We start from the raw sequence: 23602 nt of genomic DNA on the forward strand, positions 1-23602 counted from the left end.
CGTCACCGCTGGGGCCGGGGCTAGCCTGGACGCCTCACGAGCGGGGGGCGCGGATGACGGACGGGCGCACGGGCGGATCCGCGCGCGCCTTCGAGCTCCTGGAGCCCCTCGTTCTGGCGGCGACCGTACGCGTCCACGCGCCGCCGGGCGGGTATGGGTCCCCTGGGCCCGGGACCACCTGGGGGAGCGGCTTCTTCATCGCCCCCGGCTGGGTCCTGACGTGCGCGCACGTGGTCGGCGAAGGGGGTGGGGCCACCATGCGCATCACCGGGCGCGAGGTCGGCATCACCTTCTCCTCCGGGGGCAACGGCGCGACCGGCACGGTCGTCGGGCGCGTGGAGTGCGTACTGCCCGAGCGGCTGGAGGAGCGGCGCCCCGCGCGGGGCGCCCTGTGGGACCTGCCCGACCTGGCGCTCGTCAAGGTGCTCGCGCCCGTCTCGCACGCCTGCGTCTGGCTGACCGACCGCTCCAGACCCCGCTTCGACGAGGTCGCGTACTTCGGCTGCACCGAAGACCTCGGCACCCCCGAGATCACCGGCCGCACCACCCGGCTGCGCGGCAGCGCCGGCAACGGCGCGGCCATCCGGCTCGGCGACGACGACGAGATCGAACCCGGCATGTCCGGCGGCCCCGTCGTGGACCTCGTACGCGGCGAGGTGGTCGGCGTGGTCAAGGCCCGCCGGCACACCGGGGGCGGCGGGCTCGCCGTGTCCGTGGTGCAGCTGAGGACCCTGCCGAGCGGCGGGCCCGGGCAGACCGGGCTCTACCACCGCATCGTGCAGGCCCACGACCTGCACCACTACGACGAGCACCTCAGCGACCTCGACACCCGCCGGACCTGGACGGACGTGCAGGACGAGCTGGCCGCGCCGGACGGGGACCCGTACGGCCCCGGGTACGGCGGCCGCGGCCGGCTCGCCCCCGGGGAACGCACCACCCTCTTCGGGCTGCTCGCCGAACTGCCCCCGCCCGGCTCCTCCGAGGTCGTACGCGCCCTGGCCGAGGCGGCCCGCGGGGAGGAACCGGACCCGCATCCGCCCGCCCCGCTGAGCTGGCGCGACGGGGTGGGGATGCTCTACGACCCGCCGGGCGGAGCGGGCGAGGTCCTGGGGATGCTCCGCTACGCCACCGACGTGAGCGTGGCCGACTACCGCGGGCCCGCCGCCCCCGGCGCGGACGAGGAGCTGTGGGACTGGACCCGGGCCGCGGCCGGGCGGCTGTGGCGCCCGCAGCGGCGCGAGCTGGGCGAACGCCGCGAACAGGGGCTGGTGGCACGCGGGGCGCGGGTGCACGCCCTGACCGGGCGGATGGTCCGGGGTCCGGCGGCCCGGCTGTCGGGCGGACTGCCGGCCGGGGCCTCGGCCCTGCTGGAGCTGTGGGCGCACGCCTGGGAGCGGGGCGTCTACGACTGGCGGGTCTCGGTGCTCGCCGGCCCGGCGCACCCGGGGCGGGTGACCCCGGTGGACTCGGGCGCGCGGGCCTCCATGAGGGCGCTGCCGGAGGTGCTGCGGGCCCCGCTCGCGGAGGCGTTCCGGCGTACGGACACCGACGAGGCGGCCGCCGTGCTCGAAGTCGCCGTCGACCCGGAGCTGTTCGGGGCGGCGGTGGACGAATGGCGGCTGGTCGGCGGGGTCCCGGTGGGGGTGCAGCGGCCGGTGGTGTTCCGGTGGGCGGCCGGCAGCCGGCCGCCGGCGCCCGAGGCCGCCGCCCGCTGGAGCCGGGTGTCGGCGGGACCGCTCCTGGACGAACGGGCCGACTGCGTACGGGGGCGGCCGCGCAGCCCGTCGGCGCCGTGGCTGGCCGGGCTCCCCGACAACACCGTGCCCGTGCACTGCCGGGCACCGGACGGGGAACCCGCCCTCGGCTCGCTGCACGCGGTACGGGACCTCGGGTACGGGGTCGTGGTCGTCCGGCGGCCCCCGGCCGACCCGGGAGCCCCCTGCGCGCCCTTCCACCGCGGGCAGCGGGAGGAACTGGCGGAGGCCGGCCGGGGCGAGGCGCTGCCGCGCCGCCTGCAGGTCCTGCGCGGGCGGATGTACGCGGCCGACCCCGACGCGTACTGGGCCGCGGGATCGGGACTGGTGTGGGAGGACCCGGCGCGGCCGCTGCCGGACGAGGAACCTCTGCAAGGCGACCTGTGACGGCGCGGCGGATTCGCATTCGATGGGGAGCATAGGGAGCGTCCATGAACGACGAGTGGCTCATCTACCGAGGAGTCGGCGAGCCCCATGACGGGATCGAAGCGCTGCCCGACCCGCCGCCGTGGCGGGACTTCGACGGCGGCCCGGTGGGAGACCCGGACGACGGCGGACGGGCCGGGTCCGGCGCGGCCGACGGGGCGAGCGCGGCCGACGGGGCCATCGCGCGCAGGCTCGGCGCGCACCGGCAGGCCGCCGAGCTGCACCGGCCCGAGCCCGAGGAACTGGAGGCCATCAACGCCGCGTTGTACCTGCGGCGGCCGCTGCTCGTCACCGGATTCCCCGGCACCGGCAAGTCCACGCTCGCGCACGCCGTGGCCCACGAGCTGAAGCTGGGGCGGGTGCTGCGCTGGCCGGTGGTGTCGCGGACCGTGCTCCAGGACGGGCTGTACCGGTACGACGCCCTCGCGCGCCTCCAGGACGTACAGATCGCGGCGAGCGGGGGCGGGGGCGGCGGCGGGCAGGCGGGCGGGCAGGCGGGCGGGCCCGGGATCGGGAAGTACATCCGGCTCGGGCCGCTGGGGACGGCCCTGCTGCCCACCGAACGCCCCCGCGTCCTGCTGATCGACGAGCTCGACAAGAGCGACATCGACCTGCCGAACGACCTGCTGAACGTCCTGGAGGAAGGGGAGTTCGCCCTCCCCGAGCTGGAACGGGTCGCCGACACCGAGCCCGAGGTGCGGGTCCTCACCGACGACGGGGCGAAGGTCACCGTCCGCGGCGGCCGGGTGCGCTGCCGGGCCTTCCCCTTCATCATCCTCACCAGCAACGGCGAACGGGACTTCCCGGCCGCCCTGCTGCGGCGCTGCATCCAGCTCAAGCTCGGACAGCCCGGCGAGAAGCGGCTCGCCACCATGGTCCGCGCCCACCTCGGGGAGGAGGCCGCCCAGCTGGGGGCCGACCTGATCCGGGAGTTCCTCAGCCGCTCCCAGACCGAGCTGGTCGCCGCCGACCAGCTGCTCAACGCCGTCTACCTCACGCACTACGCCGCCCCGCCCACCCGGGAGGACCTCGCGGACCTGCTCATCCAGCGCCTCGACCGCCCGAGGTGACCGGCCGTGCCCGATCCCGCCGCACCCGGCATCCGTGAACTGGCCGCCCTGCTGGGCGCGGCCGGGCTCGACCCCTCCGCCGAGGAGATCGCCGACGCGCTGTGGCTGGCCGGGCGGATCCGGCGGCCGTCCGCGGAGGGGGCGCGGGCGCCCGCCCGGGTGCCGGACCCCGAGCCGGAGGCCGAGCCGGCCCGCGAGCCGGAGGCCGGGCCGGAGGCCGAGGACACCGCCGGGCCGCCGCCTGCGGAGCCCGGGCCGGGCCGGCCGGAGGCAGAGGGCCAGGTCCGGCTCTACGCGCCCGGCGCGCACCGCCCGCCCCCCGAACCGGAGGCGGACGGGGCCGGATCACCCGGGGAGGCCGGCGTGCCCGTACGGGTGCCGGGCGCGGCCGCGCTGCCGCGCATCCTCGACATCCAGCGGGCCCTGCGCGCCCTCCAGCGGCACCGGCCGCCCGCCCCGCCCACCCGCAGGGTGCTCGACGAACCGGCCACCGCCGAGGCCAGCGCGCGGGCCCTCGGACTGGTCATCCCGGTGCTCCGGCCGGAGAGCCGGCGCGAGGCGACCGTACGGCTGGTGATGGACGCCTCGCCCTCGATGGCCGTCTGGCAGGACATGTTCGAGGAACTGCGCACCGTGTGCGAGCGGTTGGGCGCCTTCCGGGACGTCCAGGTGCACTACCTGCACCGGCTCGCGGACGGCGCGGTCGTGCTGGGGCGCGGCCCCGTCGCGGGAGCCGGACTGCGCTCCGCCGACCAGCTGCGCGATCCGACCGGGCGGGCCCTGACCATCGTGGTCTCCGACTGCGCCGGACCGATGTGGCGCGAGGGCGCGGCGCAGCGGCTCCTGCACCGGTGGGCCGAATGCACGCCGTGCGTGGTCGTGCAGCCGCTGCCGCAGCGGCTGTGGGGGCGCACCTGGCTGCCCACCGAGCGGGGCACGCTCGCCCGGGTGGAGGGAGCCGGCGGGAGGCTGCGGTTCAGGGCGGACCGGCCGCCGCTGCCCGGACGGCCCGCGGGAGGGCTGACCGTGCCGGTGCTGCCGCCGAGCGCGACCGCCCTCGGGGCCTGGGCCCGGCTCGTCGCCGGGCTGGGCAGCGGGCCGGTGCCGGCCGAGGTGGGCCGGGTGCTGGCCGGACACCCCGGCGCGCCGGCGCCGCCGCCCAGGGGTGCGCGGCCGCCCCGCGAGCTGGTGGCGCGGTTCCGGTCCTCGGCCGCGCCCCGGGCCGTACAGCTCTCCGTGTACCTGTCGGCGGCGCCGCTGACGCTGCCCGTGATGCGGCTCGTGCAGCGCACGATGCTGCCGGACTCGGAGCCGTCCGACCTTGCGGAGGTGCTGCTCAGCGGGCTCCTGCGGCGGACCGGGCCGGAGTACGGGCAGTGGTACGAGTTCGTGCCCGGGGTGCAGGACGTGCTGCTGGGGCCGCTGGGGCGGGACGAGGCGGCGCTGGTGCTCAAGCACTGCTCGGAGTACGTGCTGGCGCACTTCGGGCGGGGCGTACGGAACTTCCCCGCGCTCGCCGTCTCGCAGCTCACCGGGGCGCCGGCGCCGGTGGCGGAGGGCCCCGTGGACGCGGCCGGGGTCCCGGCGGGGCGGCTCCCGAGGGCCTTCGCCGAGGTCTCCGCCAAGGTGGTACGCCGCTACCTGCCCGGGATCCCGGAGGAGGGCCCGCCGGCCCGGGAGCCGGCGCCGCTGCCGGAGCGGTCCCGCGCCGTGCGGGCCGCGCGGGCCCGGCTCGCGGACGGGGCCGGGGACGGGGACGCGCGGGCCCTGTACGAGGCCGTGGCCGTGCTGCGCCGGGCGGTGACGGCCCCCGCCGGCCCCGGGGAAACGCCGGAGGAGGCGGAGACGGAGCTGGCCGGGGCCCTGCTGCGGCTGTGGGCCGCCCAGCGGGACCCGGAGCTGCTCGCCGAGGCGGAGCGGGCCCTGACCGGCCTGCGGACACCGCCGGCGCGGGCCGTCCGGGGCCGGGTGCTGTACGAACGGGCCCTGGCGGGCGCGCCCGACCCGGAGCTGCTGGCCGCGGCCGACCGGGAGTTCGCCGCGGCGGGCGCCGCCGCGGCGGACCCGCAGCTGCGCCGGGACTGCGCGGTCCGGCGGGCCGACACCCTGATCCGGCTGAGCGCGCTGCGAGAGGACCCCGCGCCCCTGCACGAGGCCCGCGCCGCCCTAGCCCCCCTGGCCGGCCCGGCCCCCACCCTCGCGCCCCCGCCGGTCCCGGCCCCCGCCCCCGTCACGGGCCCGAACCCCGCCCCGGATCCCGACGGGGGCCCGGCCTCCGCTCCCGCTCCCTTCACGGGCCCGGGCTCCGCCCCGGATCCCGTCGTGGGCCCGGACCCCGCCCGGGATTCCGTAGGGGGTCCGGCCTCTGCCCGGGATTCCGTAGGGGGTCCGGCCTCTGCCCGGGATCCCGTCGCGGGCCCGGGCTCCGCCCCGGATTCCGACGGGGGCCCGGCCTCCGCTCCCGCTCCCGCTGGGGGCCCGGGCTCTGCCCCGGACTCGGTTGGGGGCCCGGGCCCTGATCCCGTCACGGGCCCGGGCTCCGCCCCCGACCCCGTCACGGGCTCCGCCCCCGACCCCGTCACGGGCTCCGCCCCCGACCCCGTCACGGGCTCCGCCCCCGACCCCGTCACGGGCCCGGCCCCCGACCCCGTCACGGGCCCGGACCCGGATCCCGTGGGGGGCCCGGGCTCTGCCCCGGACCCGGTTGGGGGCCCGGGCCGCGATCCCGTTGCGGGCCCGGGCTCCGCTCCCGCTCCCGTCGCGGGCCCGGGCTCCGCCCCGGATCCCGACGGGGGCCCGGGCTCCGACCCGGACCCGGTTGCGGGTTCCGCCCGCGGCCCCGTTGCGGGCCCAGGTCCCGCTCGCGGGCCGTTCGCGGGCTCCGGCCCCGGCCCGCGGCCCGTGCCGCATCCGGAGCTGCACCTCGCCCTGGGCCGGGTCCTGCTGGCCCTGCTGCCCCACACCCCCGCCCCCGCCGACCGCACGACGCTGGCGGAGGAGGCCGCGGCCCGCCTGGCCGCCGCTCTCAGGTCCCTCCTGGGCGGCACCGCGCCCAACCGGCGGCGGGTGGCGGGGGTCCGGGTGGAGCTGGCCGGGGCGCTGCGGTACCTGCCCGGGTGGCTCGGGGAGGCGGCCGGGCAGCTGGCGGCCGCCCTGGAGGAGGCCGACGGGGACCCGGAGCTGCGGGTCGCGGCCCTGGTGTGCCGGGCCCGGGTGCACCGGGCGCGGTACGCGCGGGACGGCGACCCGGTGGCGCTGGAGGACGCGGCCGAGGCCTACGGCCGGGCCCGGCGGCTGATCCCCCGCGACGCGGAGGTCTTCGCGGAACTGCTGCCCGAATGGGGCGACGTACTCCTGGTCCGGGCGAGGGCCGCCGACGGGCGGCGGTTCACCGGGGCGGCCGTACGCGTCCTGCGCGACAGCAGGGCCGCGGTCCCGCAGTCCGACCCCGACGCCGCGCACCGGCTACGGCGCCTCGCCACCGGGCTGCGGCTGCGGCACGCCTACGAGGGCGACCCGGTGGACCTGCTGGAGGCGGAGCACCTGCTGGAGCTGGCCGCCCGGCAGAGCCGGAGCCCCCTCGACCGGGCCCGAGCCCTGCGCGACCACGGCGACGTACAGCAGGAGATCCACGCCCACACGCGGGCCCTGGACCGGCTCGACCGGGCCGCGGACTCCTACCGGCGGTCCTGGCGGGCCGCGTTGGAAGCCGACCGGGCGGCGCAGCCGGACCGCACGGACACCTCCGTCCGGCTGGCGGCCCGCGTACAGGAGCTGCGCGGGGAGGTGCTGGAGCGGCTGGCCCGCCCCCGGGCCGCCCTGGACGCGTACCGCTCCGCACTGGAGCTGTGGACGCGGCTCGGCTCCGCCGCCGGCGCCGACCAGGAGCGCCGCGAGGCCCTGCGCGCCCGTACGCGCGCCCTGGAAGCAGACCTCTGAGCAGTTTCCGCACACCGGGGGAGGGGAAAGGTGAGTGGACCATCGAAGTCGGAGCAACAGAGGGGCGGGCAGCCCGTGGTGACTCAGCATCAGGAAGCGGTCGCGAGCCGTGCGTGCCCCGGAGGGCTGCCGGACCTCTCCGCGCTGGACCTGGCCACCCTGCGCGGGATCGACCATCCCGTGCTCGCCCAGGTGATAGAGGGCATGGTCGAGCGGGTGACGCACCCGGCCGAGATCCTGAACGCCTTCGACTCCGGAGTCGACTGACCACGGATCCGCGCCGCCCGAAAGCGAGTTGAGCGAGTTGACCACTTTCCGCCGTTAGCCGGCGCCCGCCGCAGGGCAGGGATGGACCGTCCGCAGCGGGGAGGTGCAGCGATGAGCCGAGCGATCACCGGCGGACCCGGGCTGCCCGCGGACGGCGGCCACCACGCCCGCCACACCCGCCACGCCCCCTGGCCGTACGCCCGCCTCGACGTCCCCGCCCTGCGCGCCGCAGGCCACCGGCCCCACCCCATACGCCAGTTCGTACTGAAGACCCGCAGCCGCTGCAACCTCGCCTGCACCTACTGCTACGTCTACACGATGGCCGACGAGGGCTGGCGCGACCAGCCCGCCGCCATGACCCCGGCCACCGCCACCCGCGCCGCCGACCGGATCGCCGAGCACGCCGCCGCCCACCGCCTGCCCCGCGTGGACCTCGTCCTGCACGGCGGAGAGCCGCTGCTCGCCGCGCCCGCTGCCCTCGCCGCGCCCGTGGAAGCCGTCCGGGCCGCCCTGGCCGCCGCCGCACCCGGCACCCGGGTCACCGCCACCGTCCAGACCAACGGCACCCTGCTCACCCGCGGCCGGCTCGCCGCGCTCGCCGCCGCCGGGATCCGCGTCGGCGTCAGCCTCGACGGGGGACTGCCCGCCCACAACGCCCGGCGCGTCGACCACTCCGGCCGCCCCGGCTTCGGCGCCGCCGCCCGAGGCCTGCGGCTGCTGGCCCGGCACCCCGCCAGCTACGCCGGGGTGCTGAGCGTCATCGACCTCGGCCAGGACCCCGTGGAGACCTACGAGTCCCTGCTCGCCTTCACCCCGCCCGCCATCGGGCTGCTGCTGCCGCTGGCCAACTGGAGCTCCCCGCCGCCCGGCCACCACCCGTCCGCGACCCCGTACGCCGACTGGCTGCTCGCCGTCTTCGAACGCTGGTGGCACGCCGGGGCGCGGCGCACCCGCATCCGGATCTTCGAGGAGATCATCGCCCTGCTGCTCGGCCTGCCGGCCGCCACCGAGACCCTCGGGCTCGCGCCCGCCGCCACCGCCGTGATCGAGACCGACGGCTCCATCGAACAGGCCGATTCGCTGAAATCCGCGTACGAGGGCGCCGCCGCCACCGGCATGAGCGTCCACACCCACGGCTTCGACCAGCTCCTCGACCACCCCGGCTTCGCCGCCCGCCAGCTCGGACGGGACGCGCTCGCCGCCGACTGCCGGGCCTGCGCACTGGTGGAGGTGTGCGGCGGCGGCCACTACCCGCACCGCTACCGGGCCGGCGAGGGCTTCCGGCAGCCGTCCGTGTACTGCGCCGACCTGCAGGCACTGATCCGCCACATCGCCGCCGCCGTGACGGCCGCGGCGGCGACCCGGCGGGTGGCCTCGTGACCGCCGTCGCCCTCGCCGCCTTCAGCGTCTCCTCCCCGGTCCTGCGCGCCCTCGCCTCCACCGAGCCGACCGCGGAGGGCACCCGCCTGGTGCGCGACGTGCGCCGCTCCAAGCGCCTGCTCCTGCTGCGCGCCGTCCTCGACGCCGCCCCCGGCGGCCGCTCCGGGGAGGCCGCCGACCACTGGGCCCTCCTGGAGGAGGCCGAACTCCGCGATCCGGACGCGGTGCGCGACGTACTGCACTACCCGGCCACCGGGGTGTGGGCCGAGGAGACCCTGCGCCGGCTGCACGCCCCCTCCGGGCCGCCCGCCGACCTCGGCCACCTCGGGGCCCTCGCCGTCGCCGCAGCCCTGCGCGCCCGGATCGCCTTCACCCACACCCTGCGGCCCGCGCACGGCCGGCTCGTCCTGCCCACCCTCGGACTGCTGCGCCCGGACCGGACCGGTTCGCTCGCCCTCACCGAACGCTCCTGGGACCCCGAGGACCCCGCCACCCTGCCCCTGCACGTCCTGCCCGGCGGCCGCACCGCCCTCGACGACCTCGACCCCTACCGGGCACCCGGCCCCGCGCGCCCCGCGCCCGTCCGCCCCGCCCGCCGCCTCACGCCCAAGGGCCACAAACGCTGGGACACCCAGTGGGCCGGCGCCCTCACCCTGCTCCGGCGCTACGACACCACCCGCGCGCAGGAAACCGTCCAGCTGCTGCGCTCCCTCGTCCCGCTCGGCGGCGGCTCCCGTTCCAGCGGCGCCACCCTCCCCGCGGCCGCGGGCTCCGTCCTGGCCCGCGCGCAGGCCCCGCCCGCGCTGGCCGCCACCCTCGTCCACGAGGTGCAGCACGGCAAACTGGCCGCCCTCGCCGACGTCCTGACCCTGCACACCGCCGACCGCACCCCCCGCCACTGGGCCCCCTGGCGCAGCGACCCCCGCCCGCTGGAGGGACTCCTGCACGGCACCTACGCCCACCTGGCCCTGGCCGGGTACTGGCAGCGCGCCGCCCTCTACGGGGCCCGCGGAGCCTGGGCCCAGCACGCCCGGATCCGCGCCCAGGTGGCCGCCGTACTGCCCGCCCTGCGGGCCCACGAGCGACTGACCCCCGCCGGACGGGAGTTCACCGACGCGATGGCCGCCGCCGAACGGGCCATGGACGAACTCCCGCCCCCCGGCGACCAGCACACCGCCGCCCGCCGGGCCGTCGACCGCGAACGCCGCGCCTGGTGCGAGGCACACCCCGAACTCGCGGCGTTCGTACGAGGTTGACGGAGCGTCGGCTGCGGTAGGTTTCAACCCCGTCCACTGCCACTGCCCGGATTCCAGGGAGAGGCCGCATGACCACCGGTACTCGGCAGGACCAGGGCCCAGCCGCCGGCCCCCAGCGCTTCGTCATCAGCTTCGCGGGTTTCAACCGCCCCTGGGCCGTCTGGATCGCCCACCGGCTGGAGGAGCACGGCCACCGCGTGTCCCTCCAGCGCTGGGACCCGCAGAACACCACCGGCCTCGACCCGGCCCTCGACGACCTCGCCCGCTCCGGGAGCCGGGTCCTGCTCGTCCTCAGCGAGCGCTACTTCTCCGCGGGCACGCACCCGGACGAGGAGTGGAACACCGCGCTGCGGGCGGTCACCGACCGCCATCCCGACCGGTACGCGGCCGTTTGCCTCACCGACGCGCCGCTGCCCAGCGCCGTGGCCGTCCTGGAGAAGACCGACCTGTGGGGGCTGGACGCCTACGAGGCCGAGTACCGCGTCCTGCGCCGCCTGGAGCTGCCCACCGACCGGATCGGCACCGAGTCGGGCCGCCGCGGCCCCCGCTTCCCCAACGACCCGCCCGAGATCTGGGGCCGCGTCCCGCGCCGCAACCCCCGCTTCACCGGCCGCAACGACGTCATCGGCACCCTGCGCGAGGCCCTCGCCGAGGCCCCGCCCGGCGCCTCGACCGTGACCCTCCTCGGGCTGTCCGGCGTCGGCAAGACCCAGGTCGCCACCGAGTACGCCTACCGCTTCGCCTCCGAGTACGACCTGGTGTGGTGGGTCCCCGCCGAGGACCGGCCCACCCTGCGCGAACGCCTCGCCGACCTGGCCCCCGCCCTCGGCCTGCCCCGCGGCGCGGGCAGTTACGGCGAGCAGATCCGGGCCGTACTGGAGGCGCTGCGGCGCGGATCCCCGTACGGCCGCTGGCTGATCGTCTTCGACGGCTGCGACAACCCCGACGACCTCATCGACCTGCTGCCCTCCGGCGCCGGCGACGTCATCATCACCTCCCGCAACCGCGAGTGGGCAGCCCGGCACACCAGCCTCGTCGAAGTCCCGCTCTACGCCCGCCCCGAGTCCGTCACCTTCATCCGCCGCCGGGCCCGCCGGCTCAGCCCCGACGAGGCCGACCAGCTCGCCGAGGCCCTGGAGGACTACCCCCTCGCCCTCGACCAGACCGCCGGCTGGCTCGCCGACTCACCGCTGACCGTCGGCGACTACCTGGCGCTGCTCCAGCGCCGGCTGGACTCCCGCGAGGCCGTCACCGTCTCCGACGACTACCCGCTGCCCTTCCCCACCGCGCTGGCCATACTCCTCAACAACGTACGGGAGAACTTCCCCGACGCCCTCGCCCTGCTGCGGCTGTTCGTCTTCTTCGCCCCCGGGCCCGTGCCGCTGCGGCTGCTGCGCGAATTCCCCGCCGACGACGTGCCCGAACAGCTCGCCGGGCTGATCAACGACCAGATCCGCTGGAACGCCGCCCTCAACAAGCTCGTCCAGTTCTCCGTCGTCCGCCTGGAGTACTCCGACCTGCCCGTGGAGGAGGGCGGCGGCGGGCTGGAAACCGTACAGCTGCACCGCATGGTCCACGGCATCGTCCGCGAGAACCTCTCCGAGGAGGAGGCCGAACCGCTCTCCCGAGCCGTCCGCCAGGTCCTCGCCGCGGCCGACCCCGGCCGGCCCTCCGACTCCCGGCTCTGGCCCCGGTACGCCGAACTCATCCCGCACCTCGGCCCCTCCGGGGTGATCACCAGCAGCAACCCGCGCATCCAGACCTTCCTGCTGCACTGCCTGCGCTACCTCATCCTCGCCGGCGAGTACCGCACCTGCCTGCGCCTGTCCGAGGAAACCGACCAGGCCTGGCGGGCCATGCTCGGCGAGGACCACCCCAAGGTCCGCGAACTCAGCTACCAGTACGGCGGAGCCCTGCGCAACCTCGGCCTGTTCCGGCGCGCCGAGACCCTCACCCGGGCCCGCGCCGTCGAGCTCACCGAGGAGCGGGGCGACCGAGACCTGGAGACCCTGCGCGCCACCAGCTCCTACGGCGGAGTCCTGCTGTGCATCGCCAAGTTCGAGCCGGCCCGGGAGATCTTCGAGCACTGCCTGAACACCTACCGCGAGCTGCTCGGCGAGGACGACTCCACCACGCTGGCCGCCCAGAACAACCTCGCCGCCACCTACCGCCTCCTCGGCCGCTACCAGGACTCCTACGACCTCGACCTGGACACCCTGCGGCGCCGCGAGCGCGTCCTGAGGGCCCACCACATCTCCACCCTGTCCTCGGGCATCGCCTGCGCGATGGGGCTGCGGCTCATGGGCCGCTACCGGGAGGCGCAGACCCGCCAGGAACAGGGCCTCAAGGTCAACACCCAGGTCCTGGGCCTGGACCACCCGCAGACCCTGCGGGCCGAACACAACCTCGGGCTGTGCCTGCGCCGCAGCGGGGACATCCCCGGAGCGGGGCAGCGGCTGCGGATCGTGTGGGAACGGGCCACGCGGGTCTTCGGCGTCGACTACCCGTGGACGCTGATGGTGGCCTCCGACTACGCGACGTACCTGAGGGAATACGGGGACATCGGCGAGGCCCGCCGGATCTCCGAGGACGTCGTCCGCGGCTACCAGTCCCAACTCGGCCTCGCCCACCCGTACAGCATCGGCACCGTCGGCAACCTGGGCCTGATCCTGCGGGCCCAGGGCGAACGCGCGGAGGCCCTCTCCCTCGCCGAACAGGCCCTGGTCGGCATGCGGGGCGCGCTCGGCGACCGGCACCCGTGGACCCTGGGCTGCGCCCTGAACGCCACCGGGCACCGCAACATCACCGGGCACCGGGAGGACGCCCTGTCCCTGAGCCGGGAGACGCTGCGGGGCGCGGAACAGGTCCTGGGACCGGACCACCCGATGGCGCTCAGCGCGCAGATCGCCCTCGCCGCGGACCTGCGCTCCGTCCGCGAGGACGAGGAGGCCGCGAAGCACGAGGACGCGGGCATCAAGGCGCTGACCCGCACCCTCGGCGCCCAGCACGTCCACACCATCTCCGCGAAGCAACGGGTCCGCCCGTACTGGGACTTCGAACCCCAGCCCTAGGCGGTGCGGCGGGGCGGGGCGTGCTCGGCCGCCGCCCCGCCTTCCGTCCTACTGGTGCGGCGGGAGGATCGCGTAGTCCCCGCCGGGCGCCGACTCCTTGCCGTCGGCGTACACCGCGGTCACCCGGTAGAAATGGGTGGTGCCGGTGGCCGGGCCCGAGTCCGTGTACGCGGTGCCGGTGACGGGGTTGGCGGTCAGCTTCTCGTAGGCCTTGGTGGCCGGGTTCCACCGGTAGGCCAGATAGCCCGTGGCGTCCGCGACGGTGTTCCACGTGAGGTCCACGGCGGTGCCGGAGGCCGCACGGGCGGCGCCGAGGGAGACCGGTCCGCTCTCGGGAGTCTCGACGGTCGGCGTCACGTCCAGCTCGGTCACGCTCGTGACCGAAGCCTCGCCGGTCCACTGGAAGGCGGAATTGCCCGCCGTGTCGACGGCATCGACGAAGAAGCACCGCTCGCCGCCGTCCGGCAGGGTCTCCACCAGGTACGACGTGTCCGTCTTGCCGAGGTACGCGCTCACGCCGGCCGAGCAGACCTTCTCCTCACCGAGGGGGGTTCCGCTGTAGACCTCGTAGCGCTGGAGGTCGGCCGCCGGGTTGGCGTTCCACTTCAGGACGATGCCGTAGGCGGTGGCCTCCGCGGTCAGCCCCGTGACCGCCGGGGGCGGGGTCAGGTCCTTGGTACCGGTGGTGACGGTGGCGGTGTTGGAGTCCACGGAGGTGTTGCCGGCGTACCGGTCGGTGCCCCAGCCCTGGACCACGTAGTGGTACTTGGTGTCGGCGGCGGTCCCGTTGTCCTGGCAGGTCCACTGGATCCGCCCGTCCGGCAGCGTCTTCGAGGTGCGGCTGCCGCAGAACACCTCCGCCGTCCGGGTGTTCACCGGGAGGGTGGTGGAGCGGTACACGGTGAAGCCCTCGTAGGCGCCGTCCGTTCCGGGACGGACCTTCCAGGACAGGTCGACGTAGCGGCCCGACACCGGAGCCGCGGTGACCTCGTGCGGTGCCGCGACCGGTCGGCGAGCGGTGGCCGCCCAGCTGTAGCGGGAGGCCCGGCCGGCCGAGTCCACGGCCGCGACCTGGTACTCGGAGACGACCGAGCGCGGGGCGGTGGTGTCGGTGAAGCTCGGCGTGGCGGCCGTGCGGACCGTGGGGTCACCGGTCCGCTTGACCAGGTAGCCGGTCGCTCCCGGGGAAGCCGGCCAGGTCAGGGAGACGCCGGCGTCGTCGGCGGTGGCCTTGGGAGTCCCGGGGGTGGCGGCCGTGGACGTGGTCACGGGTTGTCCGGCGGTCGCGGCGGACACGTTCCCGGCCAGGTCGTAGGCGCGCACCTGGTAGTGGTAGGTGAGGCCGGCGCCTTCGGGCGGCAGCTCGGAGAAGGAGGTCGCCTTCGTGGTCCGGACCAGCGTCCAGGCGGTGGTCCCCTCCGGCCGCCGGTAGACCCGGTAGCCGCCGAGGTCCATCTCCTTGTTCGCGGCCCAGGACACCTTCGCCTGCGCGGTGGCGTTGTCGAGCACCGACCTGACGCCGGTCGGGGCGACGGGCTTGACCTTGTCGTCGGCCGCCGAGGTCCGGGGCGCGTAGCCGAACTTGACGTTGGCGGCGCCGGTCCAGTTCGCGACGTTGACGCGCAGCGTGTGGGTGCCCGGCGGGATCGTCACGTTCACACTCTGCGTCTGGTCGGCCGAGACGTTCTTCCACAGATCGATCTGGCGGACCCCGTCGAGGTAGACGCGGATGCCGTCCTGGCCGGTGGCGGTCAGGGTGAACGGGCCGCCCGAACCGAAGTCCCGGGCCAGGGTCCAGCGGACGCCGAAGTTGTCGGCCGGCACTCCGGCGGCCGGTGCGCCGGTGCCCCAGTTCTCGTCGACCGCGGTGTCGCAGTCGGTCCGTACGGGCGTCCCGGTGAACGTGGCGTCGGGGAAGAAGACGCGGGTGAACTGCGGCGAGGGGCAGTTCACCGTCGCGGCGGCGGCCGAGGAGGCGCCTGCGGCGGTGACGAGGCCGCAGAGGGTGGCGACGACGGCTGACGCGGCGATGCCGCGGAGCAGCCGGGGAGTTGGGGTCAAAGTGCGAGGCCTGTCCGAGGAGGAAGAAGGACGGGCGGTCACATGTGGGGCTGGTCTTCCGCCAAGCGGACTCTACTTGCCCCGGCCAGGTCAGTGGCGGGCAGGTCCGCACAGCCGGAAGGCCCGGCTCCCCGAAGGGGGCCGGGCCTTCCGCGGTCACGAAGCTCAGGCTTCGAAGACCTCGTTCAGCAGCAGCTGCTGCTCCGCCTGGTGGCGCTTGGCGGAGCCCACCGCCGGGGACGAGCCGTGCGGGCGCGAGATGCGCCGCAGGCGCTCGCCCGCCGGGACGTCCGCGCCGACCGCCAGGTCGAGGTGGTCGATCAGGTTCAGCGCGATGAACGGCCACGCACCCTGGTTCGCCGGCTCCTCCTGCGCCCAGATGTACTTGGCCGCGTTCGGGAACTTCGCGATCTCCGCCTGGAGCTCCGCACCCGGGAGGGGGTACAGGCGCTCGATGCGGATGATGGCGGTGTCGGTGACGCCGCGCTTCTCCCGCTCGGCCTCCAGGTCGTAGTAGACCTTGCCCGCACAGAAGACGACCTTGCTGACCGCGTTCGGGTCCACCGTCGAGTCACCGATGACCGGACGGAACGAACCGGTCGTGAACTCCTCCGCCTTCGACGCCGCGGCCTTCAGACGCAGCATCGACTTCGGGGTGAAGACGACCAGCGGCTTGTGGTGCGGGTTGTGGACCTGCCAGCGCAGCAGGTGGAAGTAGTTCGACGGGAGCGTGGGCATGGCCACCGTCATGTTGTTCTGCGCGCACAGCTGGAGGAAGCGCTCAGGGCGGGCGGACGAGTGGTCCGGGCCCTGGCCCTCGTAGCCGTGCGGGAGGAGCAGGGTGACGCCGGAGGTCTGGCCCCACTTCTGCTCCGCCGAGGAGATGAACTCGTCGACGACGGTCTGGGCGCCGTTGACGAAGTCGCCGAACTGGGCCTCCCAGAGGACCAGCGCGTCCGGGCGGGCCAGCGAGTAGCCGTACTCGAAGCCCATGGCCGCGTACTCGGAGAGCAGCGAGTCGTAGACGTTGTAGCGGGCCTGGTCGTCCGACAGGTACAGCAGCGGGGTGTAGTCCTCGCCCGTCTCCCGGTCGATGAGGACCGCGTGGCGCTGGCCGAAGGTGCCGCGGCGGGAGTCCTGGCCGGACAGCCGGACCGGGGTGCCCTCCATCAGCAGCGAACCGAAGGCCAGGGTCTCGCCGAAGCCCCAGTCGATGGTGCCGTCGTCGATCATCGCCGCGCGGCGCTGCAGCTGCGGCAGCAGACGCGGGTGGACGGTGACGCCCTCGGGGATGTTGACCTGCGACTCGGCGATGCGCTTGACGACGTCCTGAGAGATCGCCGTGTTCACGGTCACCGGGAACTCGGCCTGCGCGGCCGGGGAGACCGGCGGGGCGATCGCGGGCTGCGTGGCGGCCTCGCGGACCTCCGCGAAGACCTTCTCCAGCTGGCCCTGGAAGTCCTGCAGCGCCTGCTCGGCCTCTTCGAGGGTGATGTCGCCGCGACCGATGAGGGACTCGGTGTACAGCTTGCGCACCGAGCGCTTCTTGTCGATCAGGTCGTACATCAGCGGCTGCGTGAACGCCGGGTTGTCCGACTCGTTGTGACCGCGGCGGCGGTAGCAGATGAGGTCGATGACCACGTCCTTGTTGAACGCCTGGCGGAACTCGAAGGCCAGACGCGCGACACGGACGACCGCTTCCGGGTCGTCGCCGTTCACGTGGAAGATCGGCGCCTCGATCATGCGGGCCACGTCGGTCGCGTACATCGACGAACGCGAGGACTCCGGGGCGGCGGTGAAGCCGACCTGGTTGTTGATGACCACGTGCACGGTGCCGCCGGTGCGGTAGCCGCGCAGCTGCGACATGTTCAGCGTCTCGGCGACGACGCCCTGGCCGGCGAAGGCCGCGTCGCCGTGGAGCGCGAGGGGGAGGACCGTGAAGTCCGTGCCGCCCTTGTTGATGACGTCCTGCTTCGCGCGGGCGACACCCTCCAGGACCGGGTCCACGGCCTCCAGGTGGGAGGGGTTCGCGACGAGCGAGACCTTGATCTGCTCGCCGTCCAGGCCCGTGAAGGTGCCCTCGGCGCCCAGGTGGTACTTCACGTCGCCGGAGCCGTGCATCGACTTCGGGTCGAGGTTGCCCTCGAACTCGCGGAAGATCTGCGCGTACGACTTGCCGACGATGTTCGCGAGGACGTTCAGGCGGCCGCGGTGGGCCATGCCGATGACGACCTCTTCGAGGCGGGCCTCGGCGGCCGAGTCGATGACGGCGTCGAGCAGCGGGATGACGGACTCGCCGCCCTCCAGGGAGAAGCGCTTCTGGCCGACGTACTTCGTCTGCAGGAAGGTCTCGAAGGCCTCCGCCGCGTTCAGCCGGCGCAGGATGCGCAGCTGCTCCTCGCGCTCGGGCTTGGTGTGCGGGCGCTCGATGCGGTCCTGGATCCAGCGGCGCTGCTTCGGGTCCTGGATGTGCATGAACTCGACGCCGGTGGTGCGGCAGTACGAGTCGCGCAGCACGCCGAGGATGTCGCGGAGCTTCATCATCGACTTGCCGGAGAAGCCGCCGACCGCGAACTCGCGCTCCAGGTCCCACAGGGTGAGGCCGTGCTCGGTGATGTCGAGGTCGGGGTGCTTGCGCTGCTTGTACTCCAGCGGGTCGGTGTCGGCCATGACGTGGCCGCGGACCCGGTAGGAGTGGATCAGCTCGAAGACGCGGGCGGCCTTCGTGACGTCGTCGTCGTGCGAGGCGTCGATGTCCCGGAGCCAGCGGACGGGCTCGTACGGGATGCGCAGCGCCTCGAAGACGTCGTCGTAGAAGCCGTTCTCGCCGAGCAGCAGGTTCGCGACGATGCGCAGGAACTCGCCGGAGGCCGCGCCCTGGATGACCCGGTGGTCGTAGGTCGAGGTCAGGGTCATGACCTTGGAGATGCCCAGCTTGTTCAGGGTGTCCTGCGAGGTGCCCTGGAACTCGGCGGGGTAGTCCATGGAGCCGACGCCCATGATGACCGACTGTCCGGGCATCAGGCGGGGCACGGAGTGCACGGTGCCCAGGCCGCCGGGGTTGGTGAGGGAGCACGTCACGCCGGTGAAGTCGTCCATCGTCAGCTTGCCGACGCGGGCGCGGCGGACGATGTCCTCGTAGGCCTGCCAGAACTCGAAGAAGTTGAGGGTCTCGGCCTTCTTGATGCCGGCGACGACGAGCTGGCGGTCGCCGTTGGGCTTCACCAGGTCGATGGCGAGGCCGAAGTTCACGTGGTCGGGCTTGACCAGGGTCGGCTTGCCGTCCTTCTCCGCGAAGGAGTGGTTCATCGACGGCATGGCCTTGATCGCCTGCACCATCGCGTAGCCGATGAGGTGCGTGAAGGAGATCTTCCCGCCCCGCGCGCGCTTGAGGTGGTTGTTGATGACGATGCGGTTGTCGAACAGCAGCTTCACCGGGACGGCGCGGACGGACGTGGCCGTCGGGACCTCGAGGGAGGCGTTCATGTTCTTGGCTACGGCAGCCGCCGGGCCGCGGAGCGTCACCAGCTCGGGGCCCGTGGGGGCCTCGGTGGCGGGCGCGGCCTTCTGCGGGGCTACGGAGGGGGTGGCGGGCGCGGCCGGTGCGGCGGCCGGGGCCTGGGAGGTGACAGTCACAGCAGGGGCACCAGAGGGGGTGGCAGGAGCAGGGGCAGGAGCTGACACAGGTGTGGGCGGCGCGGTCGGCGCGGGCGCGGTGCTGGCCGCCCCCGTGGCGGCAGCTTCGGCGACCTGAGGAGTTCCGGCGACGGTCGTGGCGGCCTGTGCGGAGGCGCCATCATTCGTCGCGGTCTTCACGGGCTCTTCGGCCTTGACCGGAGCGGCGGCGCCCCCCGGCTTGTAGTCGGCGAAGAAGTCCCACCAGGCCCGGTCGACCGAGTTCGGGTCCTGGAGGTACTGCTGATAGATCTCGTCGACGAGCCACTCGTTCGCGCCGAAGCCTGAGGCAGGGTTCTTCCCGCCCTCTGCTGCTTCGGTCGTGGTGCTCGGGTTACTGGGGGACTGTGGCGACACGGCGGCAACCGCCCTCTTCCGCTTCACAAGGTATGGACAGCGGGAATAAAGGCTACGCCTCTCGGGCCGTGAGATGCAGACCGGGCGGGACATCCGTCATGCAGGTCACATCGAACGGCGGGTTTCACCGTCTGGAATGGCGGGAAACAAGCGTGGTTCGGGTAGGGGGCACCGAGGTTGCGGCCCCCTGGCTTCGCACCCCTGACGGACCCCGGGTACGTGTGGCCGAGATCATGTCCTTCCCACTCGAACCCTACGTCAACACCGCGCCTACGAGCTGCCCGGAAGCGTGACGAGGATGCGGCAGCCGCGTGACGATTCGGCCACTCCGATCCGGCCTCCGTGCAGCTCCACGGCCCAGCGGGCGATCGCCAGGCCCAGCCCGGTACCGCCGTCACCGCCGCGCGCGCTGCCCCGGTTGAACCGCTCGAAGACCCGGGCGCGCTCCGACTCGGGTATGCCGGGGCCCTCGTCCCGTACTTCCAGCGCCAGACTCCCGGGCGCGTCGCCGCCCCGGGCGCGGACCGTGACCCGGCCGTGCGGGGGGCTGTGCTTGACCGCGTTGTCGATCAGGTTCGCCACCACCTGGTGCAGCCGCTCGGCGTCCGCGTACGCCGTCAGCTCCGGCGGGAACACGTCCAGGTGCAGGTGTACGTCGTTGCGCGTGTGCCCGCCCGAACCCGACAGCAGCCCCGGCCGGCCGGCGGCCGCCAGCCCCGACTCCTTCAGGACGCCCGACAGGTACGGCCACACTTCGAAGCGGCGCGCCTTCAGCGGGACCACCCCGTTGTCGACCCTCGACAGGTCCAGCAGGGTCTCCACGAGCCGGCCCAGGCGCTCGGTCTGCTTCAGCATCGTGCGCATGGTCTCCGGATCCGCGGCCGACACCCCGTCGACCACGTTCTCCAGGACCGCCCGCAGCGCGGCGATCGGCGTGCGCAGCTCGTGCGAGACGTTGGCCACGAGCTCCTTGCGGTGCCGGTCCACCGCCTCCAGGTCGTCCGCCATCAGGTTGATCGTGGCGGCCAGGTCGCCCAGCTCGTCGCGGCGCCCCGCCCCCCGCACCCGGCGGGTGTAGTCGCCGTGCGAGATCGCCCGGGCCACCGTGGTCATGTCGTCCAGCGGCGAGGTCAGGCCGTGCGCCACGAACTGCGTGATCAGCATCGAGGCGATCACCGAGAAGACCGTGATGAAGCGCAGCTCGGTGTCGGTGCGCAGGGCCACCAGCAGCAGGCCCGTCGTGATGAAGACCGACACCACCACGAGCGTGCCCAGCTTGGTCTTGATCGAGAAGGGCGAGAAGGGCCGCAGCCCTTCCCCCGGCGGCCGGCGGCCGGTCACGTCTGCGCCGGGGTCTCCAGGGCGTACCCGACGCCGTGGACCGTACGGATCCGCTCCGCGCCGATCTTGCGCCGCAGGGCCTTGATGTGGCTGTCGACCGTACGCGTCCCGGACGCGTCGGCCCAGTCCCAGACCTCGGCGAGGAGCTGCTCCCGGGAGAGCACCGCGCGCGGGGTCCCGGCCAGGCACACCAGCAGGTCGAACTCGGTCGGCGTCAGGTGCACGTCCTCGGCCTGCACCCGGACCCGGCGCTGCGCGTGGTCGATCTCCAGGTCGCCCAGGCGCAGGGTGGCCCCGCGCGGGGTGTGCGCGGCGAGGGTGGCCCGCTCCACGCGCCGCAGCAGCACGTGGACCCGGGCGGCCAGCTCGCGCATCGAGAACGGCTTCGTCATGTAGTCGTCCGCGCCGACCCCGAGCCCGACCAGCAGGTCCGTCTCGTCGTCCCGGGCGGTGAGCATCAGCACCGGGACCGGGCGCTGGGCCTGGACCCGGCGGCAGACCTCCAGCCCGTCGAAGCCGGGCAGCATGATGTCCAGGACGATCAGCTCGGGAATCCAGCTCTCCGCCGCGGCGACCGCGGCCGGCCCGTCCCCGGCCGTCTGTACCTGGAAGCCCTCGGCCCGCAGGCGGGCCGCGATGGCCTCGGCGATGGTGTGGTCGTCCTCGACGACGAGTACGCGCCGCTGGGCGCCAGGGGTCGCCGCGCCGCCGTTGTGGGTGGTGTGTGTCTGTTCCATGTCCCGTCCCGGTGCCGACCCGTGCTGATCCGTCTGATCCGTCTGATCTGTTTGATCCGTCTGGTCTCGTGTGTCAGGGGTGCAGCGTAGAGGAGGCTCCGGCCTGCGGCTATGCGGGGTTCCCACAGGACGATTTGCATCGAAAGTCCTGATGGGGGGCGGTATGCGAAGGGTGTCGCCCTACCCGGTGAAGGGGGGAAGCGCGTCCAGTACGGCGGTCAGCGCGGGCGGCATGGACCCCTGGTCGGAGGCCACCTCGAAGCCGCCGTGGACGAAGGCGTAGGTGTATCCGTCGTAGATCACCGGGCCGCCCGTCGACACCCTCGGCAGGTGCGGGAAGTCGGCCGCCTTGAGCGCGGCGCGCAGGGTGTCGAGCCGCTCCGGCGACAGCTTTCCGGTGCCGGTCGTCTTCGCCTTGGCGTCCAGCTGCGTCCAGGAGCCGTCGCCCTTGACGATCACGGTGTGGGTCAGGCCCGCGAAGCCGCCGCTGCGGCTGACGCGCACGAGGGTCTCGGTGGCGGCGGGGGGCGCGGCGGTGGTGGGGCCGGGGGAGGCCGGCGGGGGCGTGTCCCCGTTGGTGCTCGACGACCCGGACGGCGGGCCGGACGGCGCGTCGGACGGCGCCTGGGACGCCGAGCCGCCCGGGGAGCCGGTCTTCGAGCCGGAGGGCGAGCCGGCCGGACCGCACCCCGCCAGGACCACCGCACTCAGCAGTACCGCCGCCACCGCTCGGAACGCGCGCACACCCACCTCCGCAGGTACTCGGGCCGAACCACGAGTATGGAGTCCCCACACCCGCAACGACAGCATCCCGGAGGCCGACATCCGCCGCATCGCCCCCTGGCGCGTGCTGCCTCCGCTGTTCGCCGTACTCCTCGGCCTCTGGGGCCTGGAGCGCGGCGGCAGCATGTGGCGCGACGAATCCGTCACCTGGCAGGTGGCGCACCGGCCGCTCGGCGGGATCCGGGAGCTGCTGGGCGAGGTCGACGCCGTGCACGGCCTGTACTACCTGCTGATGCACGGCGTCTTCCTCGCCTGGGACGGCGGCCTGTGGGCCCTGCGCCTGCCCTCCGTCGCCGCCACCGCCGTGGCCGCCGCCGGGGTGGCCGCCGTCGCCCACCGGCTCGCGGGGGAGCGGGCCGCGCTCTTCGCGGGCCTCGGGTACGCGCTGCTCCCGCCCGTGCAGGCGTACGCCCAGGAGGGGCGCTCGTACGCCCTCGTCGCGGCGGCCGTGGTGTGGGCGACGTACCTGATGCTGCGCGAGCGCTGGACCGCGTACGCGGTGGTGCTGCTGGCGGGGTGCTGGCTGCACGAGTTCGCCGCGCTGGCCCTGCTCGCCCACGCCTGCGCCGCGTGGCGCTCGCGCGGCTGGCGGATCGCCGCCGGGGCCGTCGCGGTCCTGCTGCTGCCGCTGGCCCTGGTCAGCGCGCGGCAGGCGCAGCAGCAGCTGGGCTGGCTCGGCCGGCCGAGCTGGCAGGACTGGACGGCGTACCTGGTCCTCGCGGCAGCCTCCCTGTTTCTCGCGCGGGGCGCGGAACGGGAACTCGTACGGGTCGCACTGCCGCTCGCGCTGCTGCCGCCGGGGCTGCTGATGGCGCTCTCCCTCGTGCACCCCTGGTACGTCGACCGGTACGTGCTCTACGCGCTGGCCGGCTTCGCCCTGCTGGCCGGGGCCCGGCTGGCGGCCCTCCGCGGGTGGCGGCCGTGGCCGTGGCTGCTGGTCGTGGCCCTGCTGGTGCCGTTCGGGTGGTGGTCGGTGTGGCTCCGGACTCCGGACAGCCGCAAGGACGACGCCCTCGCGGTCGCCGCCGCGGTCCGCGAGCGGGCCCGGCCGGGGGACGCGGTGGTGTTCATGCCCTCGCGGCGGCGCGAGTGGCTGCTGTCCTCGCCCGGGGTCTACGAGGGGCTGCGGGACGTGGCCCTCGACCGCTCCCCGGCGGCCTCGCGCAGCCTCCAGGGCACGGAACTCCCCCCGGAGGCGATCCGCGCGGCCCTGCTCGCCTCCCCGCGCGTCATCGCCCTGTCGGACCCGGCCGACCAGCCGCTGGACCCGTACCCGGGGGAAGCGGCCAAACGGGAGGTCCTGGCGGACGGGTTCGAGCGCTGCTCGCTGACAGGGGTGCGGGGGGCGCGGGTGGCGGTGTACGCCCGCCCGGGCCACTGCCCCTGACCCCCGGGGGCCGGCCGGTCGAGCCGCCGCCACCCCTGGGGCTCCGCCCCAGACCCCGCTCCTCAAACGCCGGAGGGGCTGGATTTGCCTCCTGCCGT

Annotated in this window: 13 protein-coding genes; 8 read left to right on the top strand and 5 right to left on the bottom strand. The window is 74.7% G+C overall.

The annotated features are described in order from the left end of the window. Positions 1-53 precede the first annotated feature (53 nt). The 7 genes from AB0O21_RS03530 (at position 54) to fxsT (ending at position 13163) form a co-directional block, all read left to right on the top strand. Entirely contained in the window at positions 54-2141 is a 2088-nt protein-coding gene (locus AB0O21_RS03530) for a trypsin-like peptidase domain-containing protein (RefSeq protein WP_365165690.1), read from the top strand. Positions 2142-2185: 44 nt separating this feature from the next. Continuing rightward, on the top strand, positions 2186-3250 hold the full coding sequence (locus tag AB0O21_RS03535) for a MoxR family ATPase (RefSeq protein ID WP_365165693.1): 1065 nt from the start codon (positions 2186-2188) through the stop codon (positions 3248-3250). A gap of 6 nt (positions 3251-3256) precedes the next feature. Beyond that, positions 3257-7189 carry an SAV_2336 N-terminal domain-related protein gene (locus AB0O21_RS03540; protein ID WP_365165695.1) on the top strand — a complete coding sequence of 1311 codons (3933 nt, stop codon included), beginning with the start codon at positions 3257-3259 and terminating at the stop codon, positions 7187-7189. Positions 7190-7267: 78 nt separating this feature from the next. Then, positions 7268-7456 carry an FxSxx-COOH cyclophane-containing RiPP peptide gene (fxsA, locus tag AB0O21_RS03545; protein ID WP_365165697.1) on the top strand — a complete coding sequence of 63 codons (189 nt, stop codon included), beginning with the start codon at positions 7268-7270 and terminating at the stop codon, positions 7454-7456. A 111-nt stretch (positions 7457-7567) separates the two neighbouring features. After that, complete coding sequence (locus tag AB0O21_RS03550) at positions 7568-8836, top strand: FxsB family cyclophane-forming radical SAM/SPASM peptide maturase (protein ID WP_365165699.1); 1269 nt, start codon at positions 7568-7570, stop codon at positions 8834-8836. Next, positions 8833-10092: an HEXXH motif-containing putative peptide modification protein gene (locus tag AB0O21_RS03555; protein WP_365165702.1), complete on the top strand. Its 1260-nt coding sequence runs from the start codon at positions 8833-8835 to the stop codon at positions 10090-10092. Before AB0O21_RS03550 ends, AB0O21_RS03555 begins: the two co-directional genes overlap by 4 nt. Positions 10093-10160: 68 nt before the next feature. After that, a complete protein-coding gene (gene fxsT, locus AB0O21_RS03560) occupies positions 10161-13163 on the top strand; it encodes an FxSxx-COOH system tetratricopeptide repeat protein (protein WP_365165704.1) in 3003 nt (1000 codons plus the stop codon). Positions 13164-13211: 48 nt separating this feature from the next. Here the strand turns inward: fxsT and AB0O21_RS03565 are convergent, their stop codons facing one another. From AB0O21_RS03565 to AB0O21_RS03585, 5 genes are all read right to left on the bottom strand, one after another. Next, on the bottom strand, positions 13212-15224 hold the full coding sequence (locus tag AB0O21_RS03565; RefSeq protein WP_365165706.1) for a PA14 domain-containing protein: 2013 nt from the start codon (positions 15222-15224) through the stop codon (positions 13212-13214). Positions 15225-15389: 165 nt separating this feature from the next. Beyond that, positions 15390-19256, bottom strand: coding sequence for a multifunctional oxoglutarate decarboxylase/oxoglutarate dehydrogenase thiamine pyrophosphate-binding subunit/dihydrolipoyllysine-residue succinyltransferase subunit (locus tag AB0O21_RS03570; protein ID WP_365165708.1), 3867 nt, complete (start codon positions 19254-19256; stop codon positions 15390-15392). Between the two features lie 270 nt (positions 19257-19526). Continuing rightward, on the bottom strand, positions 19527-20597 hold the full coding sequence (locus tag AB0O21_RS03575) for a HAMP domain-containing sensor histidine kinase (protein ID WP_365165710.1): 1071 nt from the start codon (positions 20595-20597) through the stop codon (positions 19527-19529). Then, entirely contained in the window at positions 20594-21334 is a 741-nt protein-coding gene (locus tag AB0O21_RS03580; RefSeq protein ID WP_365165711.1) for a response regulator transcription factor, read from the bottom strand. The genes AB0O21_RS03575 and AB0O21_RS03580 overlap by 4 nt, the downstream gene beginning before the upstream one ends. A 180-nt stretch (positions 21335-21514) precedes the next feature. Then, on the bottom strand, positions 21515-21838 hold the full coding sequence (locus AB0O21_RS03585) for a hypothetical protein (protein ID WP_365165713.1): 324 nt from the start codon (positions 21836-21838) through the stop codon (positions 21515-21517). Between the two features lie 61 nt (positions 21839-21899). Here AB0O21_RS03585 and AB0O21_RS03590 point away from each other — a divergent pair, with 61 nt between their 5' ends. Further along, the gene (locus AB0O21_RS03590) at positions 21900-23504 is read left to right on the top strand and encodes a hypothetical protein (protein ID WP_365165715.1); all 1605 of its coding nucleotides are present in this window, start codon (positions 21900-21902) and stop codon (positions 23502-23504) included. Positions 23505-23602: the final 98 nt, after the last annotated feature.

Origin of the sequence: Streptomyces sp. NPDC091371 (genome assembly GCF_040684275.1) — a bacterium.
In the GTDB taxonomy this organism is placed as follows: Bacteria; Actinomycetota; Actinomycetes; order Streptomycetales; family Streptomycetaceae; genus Streptomyces.

Coding starts and splice junctions, on each gene's coding strand:
- AB0O21_RS03530 (WP_365165690.1), top strand. CDS start 54: ATGACGGACGGGCGCACGGGCGGATCCGCGCGCGCCTTCGAGCTCCTG.
- AB0O21_RS03535 (WP_365165693.1), top strand. CDS start 2,186: ATGAACGACGAGTGGCTCATCTACCGAGGAGTCGGCGAGCCCCATGAC.
- AB0O21_RS03550 (WP_365165699.1), top strand. CDS start 7,568: ATGAGCCGAGCGATCACCGGCGGACCCGGGCTGCCCGCGGACGGCGGC.
- fxsT (WP_365165704.1), top strand. CDS start 10,161: ATGACCACCGGTACTCGGCAGGACCAGGGCCCAGCCGCCGGCCCCCAG.
- AB0O21_RS03580 (WP_365165711.1), bottom strand. CDS start 21,334: ATGGAACAGACACACACCACCCACAACGGCGGCGCGGCGACCCCTGGC.